This window comes from Arthrobacter sp. 05T420, from assembly GCF_056396305.1.
Genome location: NZ_JBFTLG010000001.1, coordinates 383,397 through 396,559 on the forward strand (window position 1 = coordinate 383,397; position 13,163 = coordinate 396,559).

Annotated in this window: 11 protein-coding genes; 10 read left to right on the forward strand and 1 reads right to left on the reverse strand. The window is 67.4% G+C overall.

Translation table 11 applies throughout. The features are described from left to right. Nucleotide 1: 1 nt before the first annotated feature. From AC1DEM_RS01810 to AC1DEM_RS01825, 4 genes are all read left to right on the forward strand, one after another. A complete protein-coding gene (locus AC1DEM_RS01810; protein WP_476882820.1) occupies nt 2-1,015 on the forward strand; it encodes an ABC transporter permease in 1,014 nt (337 codons plus the stop codon). Next, nucleotides 1,012-2,715 (forward strand): ABC transporter ATP-binding protein, encoded by a 1,704-nt coding sequence (locus AC1DEM_RS01815; protein WP_476882821.1) that lies wholly within the window; start codon nt 1,012-1,014, stop codon nt 2,713-2,715. Before AC1DEM_RS01810 ends, AC1DEM_RS01815 begins: the two co-directional genes overlap by 4 nt. Nucleotides 2,716-2,914: 199 nt before the next feature. After that, complete coding sequence (locus tag AC1DEM_RS01820; RefSeq protein WP_476882822.1) at nt 2,915-3,331, forward strand: chorismate mutase; 417 nt, start codon at nt 2,915-2,917, stop codon at nt 3,329-3,331. A gap of 2 nt (nt 3,332-3,333) precedes the next feature. Next, nucleotides 3,334-4,377: a uroporphyrinogen decarboxylase/cobalamine-independent methonine synthase family protein gene (locus AC1DEM_RS01825; RefSeq protein WP_476882823.1), complete on the forward strand. Its 1,044-nt coding sequence runs from the start codon at nt 3,334-3,336 to the stop codon at nt 4,375-4,377. 39 nt (nt 4,378-4,416) lie between these two features. On the opposite strand, the gene AC1DEM_RS01830 is transcribed toward AC1DEM_RS01825, so the two are convergent. Beyond that, nucleotides 4,417-5,124: a DUF4166 domain-containing protein gene (locus AC1DEM_RS01830; RefSeq protein ID WP_476882824.1), complete on the reverse strand. Its 708-nt coding sequence runs from the start codon at nt 5,122-5,124 to the stop codon at nt 4,417-4,419. 179 nt (nt 5,125-5,303) lie between these two features. Here AC1DEM_RS01830 and mtrA point away from each other — a divergent pair, with 179 nt between their 5' ends. From mtrA to AC1DEM_RS01860, 6 genes are all read left to right on the forward strand, one after another. After that, nucleotides 5,304-5,978, forward strand: coding sequence for an MtrAB system response regulator MtrA (gene mtrA, locus AC1DEM_RS01835; RefSeq protein ID WP_277522792.1), 675 nt, complete (start codon nt 5,304-5,306; stop codon nt 5,976-5,978). Nucleotides 5,979-6,258: 280 nt separating this feature from the next. Beyond that, nucleotides 6,259-8,076 (forward strand): MtrAB system histidine kinase MtrB, encoded by a 1,818-nt coding sequence (gene mtrB, locus AC1DEM_RS01840; protein ID WP_476882919.1) that lies wholly within the window; start codon nt 6,259-6,261, stop codon nt 8,074-8,076. Then, entirely contained in the window at nt 8,073-9,791 is a 1,719-nt protein-coding gene (locus AC1DEM_RS01845) for an LpqB family beta-propeller domain-containing protein (RefSeq protein WP_476882825.1), read from the forward strand. The genes mtrB and AC1DEM_RS01845 overlap by 4 nt, the downstream gene beginning before the upstream one ends. Before the next feature lie 186 nt (nt 9,792-9,977). After that, complete coding sequence (locus tag AC1DEM_RS01850) at nt 9,978-10,958, forward strand: ComF family protein (protein ID WP_476882826.1); 981 nt, start codon at nt 9,978-9,980, stop codon at nt 10,956-10,958. A 155-nt stretch (nt 10,959-11,113) separates the two neighbouring features. Continuing rightward, nucleotides 11,114-11,839: a ribosome hibernation-promoting factor, HPF/YfiA family gene (gene hpf, locus AC1DEM_RS01855; protein WP_476882827.1), complete on the forward strand. Its 726-nt coding sequence runs from the start codon at nt 11,114-11,116 to the stop codon at nt 11,837-11,839. Between the two features lie 33 nt (nt 11,840-11,872). Further along, nucleotides 11,873-13,108: a winged helix-turn-helix domain-containing protein gene (locus AC1DEM_RS01860; protein WP_476882828.1), complete on the forward strand. Its 1,236-nt coding sequence runs from the start codon at nt 11,873-11,875 to the stop codon at nt 13,106-13,108. The last annotated feature ends 55 nt before the right edge of the window (nt 13,109-13,163 follow it).

Genomic DNA, 13,163 nt, shown 5'->3' on the forward strand with positions numbered 1-13,163 from the left:
CATGAATGCAACCAGAGTAAGCGGGCGCAAGCAGCCCCTCATCTACCGGCTGCCGGTGATCTCGCATTTCCGGACGAGCGTCGGGCTGCAGCGCGGCATGCTCGTCACGGGTCTGGTGCTGTCCGTCGTGTTCCTGCTCACGGCAGTGTTTGCGCCCTGGATCGCCCCCTACGGCTTTGCCCAGCTCAGCGACGCCGCGGGTACCTTCCCGGCACAGCAGCCTCCCAGCCCGGCCCACATCTGGGGCACCACGGTGAGTGGCTACGACGTCTATTCCCGCGTGCTCTGGGGCGCCCAGACGGCTGCGGTGGTCATCATCGTCGCCGTGGTCATGTCGATCTTCCTCGGCGTAGCACTCGGCCTCCTCAGCGGCTACTTCGGCGGCTGGCTGGACCGGATGCTGGTGGTGATCGCCGATGCGATTTACGCCTTCCCGTCGCTGCTGCTGGCCATCGTGATGTCCATCGTCATCAGCCACGGCCAGTCCAGTTTCTGGGGAGGCATCGTTGCCTGCTCCATCTCCATCTCGGTGGTTTTCGTCCCGCAGTACTTCCGCGTGATCCGTGCCGAGACCATCCGGCTGAAGGCCGAGCCGTACGTCGAATCAGCCAAGGTGGTGGGCGCCTCCAGCGTCCGCATCATGGGCCGGCACATCTTCAAGAACGCAACCCGAACGCTGCCGCTGATTTTCACGCTGAATGCGTCCGAGGCGATCCTGACCTTGGCCGGGCTTGGCTTCTTGGGCTTCGGCATCGAGCCGTCATCCGCAGCCGAGTGGGGCTACGACCTGAACAAGGCAATCGCCGACGCCTCCTCGGGCATCTGGTGGACGGGTGTCTACCCTGGTACGGCGATCGTCCTGACCGTGCTTGGGCTGACCCTGGTCGGTGAGAGCATCAACGACCTCAACGATCCCCGCCTCCGGGGCCGCAAGAAGGTTGCCGCAGGCAAGGGCGGACCCGACTCGACCGCCGGTGCCCAGGCCGCACTCGAAGCAGAATCGAGAGTTCTATGACCATCAACATCGACAAGCCCGGCCCGGTCTCAGGTCCGGTCCTGGACATCGACAGCCTCAAGGTCACGTTCGCCACTGATGCCGGCGATGTGTACGCAGTCAAGGACGTCAGCCTCAAGGTCAACCCCGGCGAGGTCGTGGCCATCGTTGGCGAATCGGGATCCGGCAAGACCGTGACGGCCAAGACCATCCTGGGGCTCCTTCCGGAGACTGCCATCAGCCAGGGCGCGGTCCTGATCAACGGCAACAACGTCATCAGCGTCAGCGAGGCCAAGCTGCGGGAGATCCGGGGCCGCGACGTCGCCATGGTGTTCCAGGAACCCTCCACAGCCCTTAACCCGGTGTTCACCGTGGGCTGGCAGATTGCCGAAGGCATCCGGGCGCACGCCGACACCAGCACCGGCAAGAAGATCTCTGCCAAGGACGCCAAAGCGCGGGCCGTCGAAGCCCTCCGCAAAGTGGGCATCCCGGAACCGGACACGCGGGTCAACTACTACCCGCACCAGTTCTCGGGAGGCCAGAAGCAACGCGTCGTCATTGCCGCCGCGTTGGCCCTGAACCCTGGGCTCATCGTGGCAGACGAACCGACCACCGCCCTGGACGTCACGGTCCAGGCGGAAGTCCTGGAACTGCTGCGGGACCTCCGCGATAAATACGGGACATCCATCGTGCTGATCACTCACAACATGGGTGTTGTCGCCGACCTCGCCGACCGCGTGGTGGTCATGTACCAGGGCGACGTCGTGGAGGAGGCATCCTCGCGTGTACTGTTCGCTGAGCCCAAGGAGGACTACACCAAGAAGCTCCTTGCCGCGGTCCCGCACCTTGGCCGCAACTCCGCGTCCGAAGGCATGGTGGAACGTGCCCACCAGGGCGGCAAAGTGCTGGTCGAAGCCAAAAACCTGACCATCGAGTACCCGGGACGGCTGGGCACCCCGGCCTTCAAGGCCGTCGACGGCGTCAGCTTCACCGTGTCCGAGGGCGAAGTCTTCGGCCTCGTGGGGGAGTCGGGGTCCGGCAAGACCACCATTGGCAGGGCCATCGCCGGGCTTAACCGGACCACGGGCGGCAGCCTCAAGGTGCTGGGTTACGAGATGCTGAACTACAAGGAGCGCACCTTCAAGCCGCTCCGCAAGGAGATCGGCTTCGTCTTCCAGGACCCGGCGGCCTCGTTCAACCCGCAGCTGACCATCGGCGACTGCGTGGCGGAACCGCTGATCATCCACTCAAACCCGACCGCGGCCGAGGCCCGCAAGCGGGTTGGTGAGCTGCTCGAGTCAGTGCAGCTGCCGGCGTCGTACGCTGACCGGTTCCCGCACGAACTCTCCGGCGGACAGCGCCAGCGTGCCTCCCTGGCACGGGCGCTCATCCTGAACCCCAAGCTGCTCATCGCCGATGAGCCGACCTCGGCGCTGGATGTGTCCGTGCAGGCCGTGGTGCTGGAACTGTTCAAGGAGATCCAGCAGGAATTCGGCTTCGCGGCCCTGTTCATCAGCCACGACCTCGCCGTGGTGGACATGCTCTCCCACTGGGTGGGCGTGCTCTACAAGGGCAAGATGGTGGAGCAGGGGCTCGGCAACCAGGTGATGGGCAACCCGCAGCACGACTACACAAAGAAACTCATCGCATCCTTGCCCGTCCCGGATCCCGACGAACAGGCCAGGCGCCGCGAGGCGTTCAAGGCCGTGCTTCACAGCTAACGGCTGGCGCGCCAGCCGGGCCGGGCCGATTCAGCGCCGGGCCGAGCTGGTGCCGAGCCACTGCCAGCTGGGCATGCCCACCGTTCTCCACGAACGGTGGGCATGCCCCTTTGGTGGGCTGGCTCCAAGTACCCGGCGGGCGCCTGCAACGGTGCTTAACAGCGGGAGGCATTAGCCGCCCTGCCCATAGACTGGGTCAATGACCGAGCAGAACCTCAATCTTCCTGAAACCGATTCCTACGACCCGGCGGCAAGCTCCCTGGCCGGTTCCGTGGATCCCGCGGTAATGGCGGAGCTGTTGTCGATCCGCTCCAGCATCGACAACATCGATGCCACCCTCGTCTTCCTCCTCGCCGAACGCTTCAAGGCAACCCAGAAGGTCGGCTTCCTCAAGGCCGCGCACCAGCTCCCCGCCGGGGACCCAGGCCGCGAAACGGCGCAGATCGCCCGGCTGCGGCACCTCGCCGCCGAGGCACACCTGGACCCGGCTTTCGCGGAGAAATTCCTGAACTTCATCATCGGCGAGGTCATCCGCCACCACGAGGCCATCGCCGAAGACCACCAGGCCGCCCAGGCCTCCGGCTCCACGGACGCGGCCCGCGCCGCGGACGCGTAGCCATGGCCGGAACAGACTCGCCCGCACCGGGCCAAGTGACCGCGACGGGCCTGGGCCCGTGGCCCGGCGAGGACCCGGCCGAGGCCGCCCGCATCATCCGCGGTGAACTGGGCACCCCGCATCTGCTGTTCCTTGCCGAACTTCCCGACCGCGGCGTCGGCTCCGATGCCCTGGGCCGGACAGCGTCCCTGCTCGTGGAGCTGGCCGTCGATGTCCAGCCGCATGGATGGCGGCTCGTGGACCGCCCGGGCAAGGACCTGCAGCGGGCCAAATCGGCCCTGTCCACCGACATCAACATCCTGGCGGACGTGATCGGGGCCGAGGAAGTGCCGTCGGAGGATTTCAAGATCCAGCTGCGCGGGCCGCTCAGCCTTGCCGCCGGCCTGCATTTGCACAACGGGGAGCGTGCCCTGCTCGACTACGGCGCCCGCCGGGAGATTGCGGCGTCGCTGGCAGCGGGCGTGGAAGGCTACCTCAAACGGGTGGCAGAGGCTGCCCCCGGAGCCCGCATCGTGGTCCAGATCGACGAACCTGAAATTGCCTCGGTACTGGCCGGCACCATTCCCACCGCCAGCGGCTACCGGACCCTGCGTTCGGTATCGGGCCGGGAAGTCACCGAGTCCTGGCAATTGGTGATCGACGCGCTCCGGGCCGCGGGCGCCGTCGAGACCGTAGTGGCCGTCTCCGAGGTAGAGGCGCCCTTCGAGCGGATCCTGGCGGCGGGCGCGGACGGAATCGCCGTGCCGCTGCGGGCCCTGACCTCCCGCCAGTGGGAACAGCTCGCGGGCGCGGTGGAGGCAGGCAAACGTCTCTGGGCCGGCGCGCTGGACGTTGCCGATCCCGCCGCGACGCTGCCAAGGGTTGGCGCCGTCGTGGAAAACGTGTGGCGCCCGTGGCGGCAGCTGGGTCTTCCCGCGTCCACGCTGGGGGCGCTCCGGGTCACGCCGTCGGAGGGTCTGGCACGGCACTCACCGGCCGCGGCGACGGCGGTCCTGACCCGGCTGACCCAGGTGGCGGACGGCCTCAACCAGCTCGCGCTCGGCTAGCGCAGCCGCTGGGACTGACGCGGCTGCCGGCGTCCCGACTTAGACCCTTCTCTCCCAGCCGTCCGGACGGGCGTGCCCGGGAAGGTAGCCCGGCGCCGCTACAGCGCCGGGGTAGGGCTCGAGCCGGTAGTCGAAATGGCCGGCGTACACCAGCACCAGGCCGAGCTGGGGCTGGATCATCTTGACCTGGATCCGGTGCCGCCCGCCGTCCCGCGGCTCCCACCACTGCTCGGCGTAGGCCTTTGCGTCGAGGGCGGCCGGCAGAGGAATCCGGAGAGGTCCCAGAAACAGCCGGGACGCCTCGGACACCCCGCGGAGCCGGCCCTCCGGCGTGACGCTGAGGTTGAGGTCGGTGGCGAGCCGCCGGAACCGGCCCACGTAGTCCACCAGCCCCTGCCTGCTCCCGGAGTCGTCAAAACTGGTGGTGTCGTGGAACAGCCGGGTGGTTCCGGGGAAGAAGATTTCCCGTCGGGCCGTCAGGCTTGACCTGCCGAACGGGTCCAGGTGGGCGTGGTTCTCGATCCGGAAGCGGATGCCCTCACCGTATTCGGGGAAGAAGGCCTGCTCGCCGGTGGTGAGCCGGAGCAGGGGACGTAGCCACGCCTGCCTGCAGCCGACGACGTCGAAGACCCCCTCGCCGACGCCGTAGTGGCCGGACCCCGGTGCCAAGGCGAAGTATTCTTGAAGCTCCGGCTGCAACCGGTCAAAGTCGCGGCCCAGGGCACGTTCGTAGATGGGGATGTTCACGGGTTCCTCCTGCGGTCCGGGCCGGTTCACGGGGCCTGTCCACAGCATGCAGCACAACGCGGCAATTGTCACAGCGTCCTGTGCATCGGCGGGGCTCAGACGGCGGTGGCAGGCCCGTCCGCGCCATGCCGGGGGCCGCCCGATACGACAAAGCCAATTCAATGGGGGAATATATAACTATGAAGGCACGCATTCTGGTAGTGGACGATGACGAGGCGCTCGCCGAGATGATCGGTATTGTGCTGCGCAATGATGGATTCGAACCCGTCTTCTGCGCGGACGGCGGACAGGCGCTGGACGTCTTCCGCGCCTCCAAACCGGACCTCGTCCTGCTCGACCTCATGCTGCCGGGAATGGACGGCATTGAAGTCTGCCGCCAGGTCCGTGCCGAGTCTGACGTCCCCATCGTGATGCTCACCGCCAAGTCGGATACTTCCGACGTCGTCCGTGGTCTCGAGTCCGGGGCCGATGATTATGTGCCCAAGCCGTTCAAGCCCGCCGAGCTCGTCGCCCGGGTCCGGGCCCGGCTCCGTCCGGGTGACCAGAAAGCCCCGGAGACCCTGCGGATCGCGGACGTCACGATCGATGTGGCCGGCCACCTGGTCAGCCGGGGCAACGACCGGATCTCCTTGACGCCGCTGGAGTTCGACCTCCTGGTCGCACTGGCCCGCAAGCCGTGGCAGGTGTTCACGCGCGAACTGCTCCTGGAGCAGGTCTGGGGCTACCGGCACGCCGCCGACACGCGGCTGGTCAATGTCCATGTCCAGCGGCTGAGGTCCAAGATTGAACGTGACCCCGAAGCCCCCGAAGTTGTATTGACGGTCCGTGGTGTCGGCTATAAAGCAGGTTCCTGAGCCTGCGGACCGCGGCGTCCGGCAGGCCATAGCCACGGACACCGCGCCTGAGACGGTGCCGGACACAGCGCCTGAGACGGTGCCGGACACGGCGCCGGCAGAGTCATCCGCGGCGTCAACCGCAAAGTCAACGGCAGAGCCCGCCGCGCCGCGCGGGTCCGGACAGCCGCCAGCCGGCGGCGCGCCAGGCCTTTGGCGCGGCTACGCCTTCCGGACCAGATTGTGGGCAAAACGCGCGAGGATCGTCGGCGTCCGGGTGGCGCGGCTGGTCCGCACCGGCATGCATCGTCTCCTGCCCGGCATCCGGTACCTGCTCCGGGCGGTGCACCGGAAGTGGCGGCGTTCGCTGCAGTTCCGGACCGTCCTGACCACGCTGCTTCTGGCCATCGGTTCGTTCGCGGTGGTCGGCGCTTACCTGTCCAACCAGATCGCCAACAACCTGTTCCAGGAACGGCTTGCCCAGGCCGAATCGGAGACGCGCTACAACGTCAAGCAGGTCCAGGACACATTCGACGGCGCCCAAGTCACCGACCAGTCCAGCGTCATCACCCTGGTCTACGACACCCTGAACGCGGTCGAAGGCCGCGGATCCGTGATCCAGCGGCGCTACGTCTTCGAGGCTATGCCGGAGCAGACCAAGCCGCGCAACCGTTGGGTTGAATCCCGGGCCTCGGACCAACTCACCATCGGCGTCATCCCCCCGGATCTGCGCAAGGCCGTGCAGAACTCGGGCAAGGACCAGTACTGGGCGTCCACGCAGTTCCCCGTGGGGACCGAGGACCGGCCCGGCATCGCCGTCGGCAACAAGGTGACCTTCAACGGCACCGTCTACGAGCTCTACCTCATCTATGACCTCAACACGGCGCAGAAGACCCTGGACGAGATCCAGAATGTCCTGCTGGCCGGCGGCGCCCTGCTGGTGCTCATGATCGGCGGCGTCGCCTGGTATGTGACCCGCAACGTGGTCAGCCCGGTCAGCCACGCCGCCGTCGTCTCGGAGAAGCTCGCGGCCGGCCAGCTGCAGGAGCGCATGGTGGTCAAAGGCGAGGACGAGGTCGCCCGGCTTGGTGCCTCGTTCAACCACATGGCCGCAAGCCTGCAGGAACAAATCACCCAGCTGGCCACGCTCTCGCAAATGCAGCAGCGGTTCGTCTCGGATGTGTCCCACGAGCTCCGCACCCCGCTCACCACCGTGCGCATGGCCGCTGAAGTCCTCTATGACGCCCGCGAGGACTTCGATCCCATCAACAAGCGGTCCGCGGAGCTGCTCTACAACCAGGTGGAACGCTTCCAGTCGCTTCTGGCCGACCTGCTGGAAATCTCCCGCTTTGACGCCGGCGCAGCCACCCTCGACGCCGAACCCACGGACATTGTGCAGCTCGTCGCACACGTCATTGATGGAGTGGCGCCCGTCGCCGCCGAATACGGGTCCGCCGTCACCCTCAACGCCCCGGCCGGCAGCGTCATTGTCGACATGGACGACCGCAGGATCGACCGAATCCTGCGCAACCTGATCCTGAACGCCCTCGAACACGGCGAGGGCCGGCCGGTGAACGTCTCAGTGGCCGCCAGCGACACCGCGGTGGCCGTGGCCGTGCGGGATCACGGCATCGGCATGACACCGGCTGAGGCGGCGCGCGTCTTCGACCGGTTCTGGCGCGCCGATCCAGCCCGTGCCCGTACCACCGGCGGCAGCGGACTGGGACTGTCCATCGCCGCCGAAGACACCAAGCTCCACGACGGCTGGCTGCAGGCCTGGGGGAACAAGGGCCACGGGTCCAACTTCCTCCTGACCCTTCCGCTGCGCCGGGACGAGCCGATCACCAAGTCCCCGCTCCAGCTTGAGCCGGTCAACGTCGGGCTCCCCGTGGCAGGCAGCCAGCGGACCGTGGTGCTGCTGGACCCGCAGCGGACCGGGGAAGCGCCGGCGGGTGCATCCGGGGCCCGCAGGACCATGGCCGACGGTTTCACGGACGGCTTCACTGAGGACTTAACGGAGGGCTTTACTGGCGACGGCGGCAATGGCGCCGTCGGCGGGGCAACCGCGACGGACGGCCCGGCGGGCCACCGGGAAACCGGGATGGAGGGCAGGGCATGAGTGGGGTTTCGGGCAAGTTCACCCGGGTGGGGGCCGCGCTGCTGGCACTCCTCCTGCTACTGCTGACCTCCTGCGCCCAGATTCCGCGCTCGGGGCCGGTGGGCAAGAGCACCGACGAGAGCGCGGGAAACCCCAACGCCCCGGTCTTCTTCCCGGCCGCACCGCGTCCCGGCGCTGGACCCGAAGCGGTGATCGAGGACTTCTACCTGGCCGGCAGCGGCTACGAGGACGACTACGCCGTGGCCCGGCAGTACCTCACCCAGGCCTCATCGGTGACGTGGAAGCCGGACCAGCGGGCGCTCGTCTTCCGGAAGGCCGCAGTGGTGGCCACCGGCGTCGAAAACGTCTTCAACTACCAGCTCGACGTCGCCTACTCGGTGGACGCCGACGGCGTGGCCACGCCCCTTCCGGAGGGCACTACCGAAAACATCCCCGTCACCCTGACCCAGGTGGACGGCGAGTGGCGAATCTCCGATCTTCCGGACGGCACGGCCATTCCGGAAGAGACGTTCAAGGTCATCTACGGCGCGTACCCGATCTACTTCTACGACCCCACTTTCACGTACGCCGTCCCCGATGTCCGGTGGTTCATCCGGAAGAAGACCGTCAAGGCCATGACGAGCGCCCTCCTGGGCGGCCCCGCCCCCTACCTTAAGGGCGCCGTCGTCAGCGCGTTCCCCTCGGGCATCAAGCTGGCCCGCGAGTCCGTGCCCGTGGTCTCGGGAGCCGCCCAGGTGGATCTCACCGCCAAGGACCTGGTGGACGCCTCCAACGAGGACCGGCTCAGGATGCAGACGCAGCTGGCCCTGACGTTCCGCAGCCAGCCGGATGTCATCAATGTCGAGCTCCGGGCCAATCAGGATCTGGTGCGCGTCGAGGACAACGGCACGGTCCTGCCTCCCGTCCGGGACGAGAGCGTCCCCGCCTACCAGATCGCCGTCAGCAACCATGACCTGGTCCGGTACGAGAACAACAGGCTGTCGCCCCTGCCGGACATCCGGTCCGTGGCGGCCCTGTCACCGCGGGCACCGGCGGAGTCGACCGAATCGCAGGCCGCCGCGTTCCTCAACGCCGCCCGCACCACGATGTACTCGATCGTTCCGGGCCAGCCCGCCAGGGCACTGACCACGCGGGCTACGCTGTCCCGGCCCTCGTTCGGCCGCTACGACTGGGTCTGGACCGCCGGGCCGGGTGCCAGCGGCGCCACCGAGGTGTTGGCCTACCGGCCGGTCGGTGTGGCCGAGAAAGCCAGCGTACCCACCGTGACCCTGTCGCCGGCCTGGCTCGCCGGCCGGACCGTCAAGGAGTTCCGGATTTCCCGGGACGGCACGCGTGCCCTTGTCATTTCGGAGCAGAAAGGCAACAGCAAGGTCCAGATCACCGGGATCATCCGGAACGCGGACGGCACCCCGAGGGACCTGACCCCGCCCCTGACCCTCCTGACTCCGCGGAATCCGGACCAAGGGGTCTGGGTGGATGACACCACGGTGGCGGTCATGAAGGCTTCCGCCAGCGATGCCGTTACACCCGAGTTGTTGTCCCTGGGCTCGGCGCAGCCGCAGCAGCTGGCCCCGTGGCCCGGGCTGACGGCCCTCAGCGCAGGCAACGGGACATCCGAGATCTACGGCCAGTCCGCCGAAGGAATCTTCCAGCGGCTGGGCAACGGGTGGTCACCGCAGCTCAAGGGCCCCACAGACCCGTCCTTCCCGGGCTGACCCACGGGCCTTCGGGCGACGGCTGTGGGTCGGTTTCGGCGGGCGCTATCCGTCAGCGCCGGACCGTCCGGGCCGGTGAGGGTGCGGCCGGTGAGCGTGCCGGAGGTGAGCTTTCCACATGGCGGCTTGTCCACATAGCCGCCCATGGGACTGCCACCGGGGGCGCCCCCGGTCCAGGATCGAAGAATGAACAGCCACACGGATCAGGACGCCGGCCCGGCGCGGCCGGCCGCGGATCCGGACCTTGCCCCGGCCTCAGCGTCAGCGGCGCGGCACCGCGGCAGCTACGCGCGGCCTCTGGCGAGACTGTGCGAGCTGACGGCCGAGTCCGCGGCTGAGGTGCTCGCCCTGGCCATTCCGGTGGACTGCGCCTGCTGCGGGGCCGAGGACTTGGCTCTCTGCGGCGCTTGCGCCCGGAAGCTCCGCCTGCTGACGCTGAGGCCGTTCCGTGCGGAGGCCCAGGCGCCTGCCCTGATGGACATGGACGGGTCCGTGCTGTTGCCCGTAGTGGCCGCCGGGGCATACCGGGCCGAGCTGGCGCAGTGCCTGCTATCCTTCAAAAGCCATGGGCAGGCCCGGCTGGGCGCCGAGCTTGCGCGGGCCCTGGTGCGAGCCCTCCACGCCGCGGCCGGCCCGGCGCAGGGACTAGTCCTCGTCCCCGTTCCGACGAGCGCCGCCGCGTTCCGCAAGCGGGGTTTCAGTCCCGTCCACCTCCTGCTCCGTCGGCTCGCCCGCGGCGATGCGCTCCCAGGGTTCACCATTGCGGACGCTTTGCGGAAAACTGTGCCGTCCGCGCGGCGCCGCATGCCCCCGGCGTTGCCCCTGTTGGACCGGTTGCGGGCCGGTCCGCAAGGGGACCACTACCTGTCCGGCGGCCAGAAGGGACTGGGCCGGGGTGCCCGCGCCAGGCGTGTCCGCGGATCCATGCGGGCCAGGTCCGGCCCGTGGGCTGTTCGAGTCGAAGGACGTCCCTGCATCATCATCGACGACGTGCTGACCACCGGTGCCACCCTGGCGGAGGCGGCCCGCGCGCTTCGGGCCGCAGGGGCCCTTGTCGGTGGCGCCGTGGTCGTGGCCGCGACACGCCCGCCGGCCACCTCCGACGTCGACGCCGCCAGCCCCGCTGTGGCACGGGGGAACGCCGGAACCCAAAAAAATAAACCGTAAAAGGATGAATAACAGGTGTCTATGAACTAACGTCGAAGATGGGTACCAAGAACAGATGTACCTGTCGATAGCGGCTCGGAAAGGGGCTCGACTGTCAGTCAGATCGGCCCCGGGAAGTACCGCCGTCGTGTCACCGAAGTCATTTGGAGGGCACCATGGAGTTCATGATCAGCGGACGCAACTTGACGGTCTCAGACCGGTTCCGCGAGTATGCCGACGACAAGATCTCAAAGATCGCGTCGTTGGGAGACAAGGTCCAGAGGGTAGACGCGAAGGTCACCAAAGAGACCAAAGCCCGCCAGACCGCCGAATCGCTCACGGTTGAGTTGACAGTCCTGGGGCGCGGTCCCGTAATCCGCGCAGAAGCGAGTGCCGCCGACAAGTTCGCTGCGTTCGATCTCGCTTACAACAAGCTTCTTGAACGCCTGCGCAGGGCTAGGGACCGCAGAAAGGTCCATCACGGTCGGCACACCCCGAAGTCCGTGACCGAGGCGACGGCAGCCTTGGAGCCGGCCAGCCCCAGCGAACCTCTTTACGTGGAGGCGGCGCAGCAGCAGGAGACCCAAGTGTCGGCGGCAGCCAAGTCGCCGTACGATGTCGAGAACGATATTCCGGCCGGCGATTCGCCTGTGCTGATCCGCCGGAAGGTTTTCCCCGCGGCACAGCTCACGCTCGATGACGCCGTCGACAACATGGAACTTGTGGGTCACGACTTCTACCTTTTCGTTGACAAGGAGACCAAGGCGCCGTCGGTCGTGTACCGCCGTGAAGGCTGGACCTACGGGGTCATCTCCCTTGACCAGACGTGCGAGCCCGGACATTCGAGTCTGGAAGAGAAAATCCTGGCCTACCGTTCAGAGGATGAGCCCGCCAGCGCATAAGCTGGTGCAGACTTTTCCGACGAAGGGACTAACGTGCAAGCATCGCTGAGCCTGGCACAGGCACGGCGGATCGCGTTGGCAGCCCAGGGATTGGACAAGGAACGGCCCGCCGGACCCGTGAGCGCACGGGCGGTGGGCCGTACCTTTGCCCGGCTGCACCTGGTTCAGATCGACTCTGTCAATGTGGTCTCCCGCAGCCACTTCCTGCCGTTCTTCTCGCGGCTCGGCAACTACGACCGGGCAATCCTCCAACGCATGGCGGGTACCCACCCGCGCCGGATGATGGAGTACTGGGCCCACGAAGCCTGCTTCATCCGGCCGGACCACTTCTACGACCTCGTGCAGTGGCAGAGCCGCAAATGGGTGGGCGCGCACGGCATGGACCCCGAACTGCGCAACGGGGTGGCGGCCAAGGTGCTGGAAACCCTGGCCGCCGGGAAACCGATGACCGCCGCCGAACTGACAGCCCGGCTCGGCCACGTGGAAGATCAGCAGCGGGAGAACTGGGGCTGGAACTGGAACGCCGTCAAAAGGGTGCTGGAACATCTCTTCGAGGAGGGACTTGTCACGGCATCCTCGCGGACCGAATCCTTCGAACGGCGTTACACCCTCACTTCCAAGGTGCTCCCCGGACCGGCCGCGGAAGCGCCGGCACCCGAAGCGGACGCGGCCGCCGCGATGGATCGGCTGATCGACGCCGCCGCCCAGGCCCACGGCATTGGGACCGTGCGGTGCTTCGCGGACTACTTCCGGACACCGCAGAAAGCTGCCGCGGTGTCAGTCCAGAACCTGGTGGACAGCGGCCGGCTGGAACCGGTCACGGTGGCCGGCTGGGACCGGCCCGTGTACCGTCACACGGAGGCGAAACTTCCGCGCTCAGCCAGCGGCCGGGCAATCCTGAGCCCTTTCGACTCCATGGTGTTCGAACGCCGGCGGCTCGAGGAACTCTTCGGGTTCCATTACCGGATCGAGATCTACACGCCAGAGCCGAAGCGGAGGTACGGCTACTACGTCCTGCCGTTCCTGCTCCGCGACGCGATTGTTGCCCGCGTGGACCTCAAAGCGGACCGGGCCGGCGGCCGGCTCCTGGCAAGGGCCGCCCATGCGGAAGAAGGCGCCCCAGGGGACACCGCCGTTGAACTCGCCGCGGAACTCCAGCTCATGGCAGAGTGGCTGGGACTGGACGGGGTAGTTGTCTCGCCAACGGGGAACCTCGCGCCGGCGCTCGCCGAAGCCGTGGCTGCCCGGCAATTTCACTATCCGCTATGAGGGAACAGGCGCCACCGGCCCTGCGTCTCTCCCGTAGACTAAACAGGCCAGAATT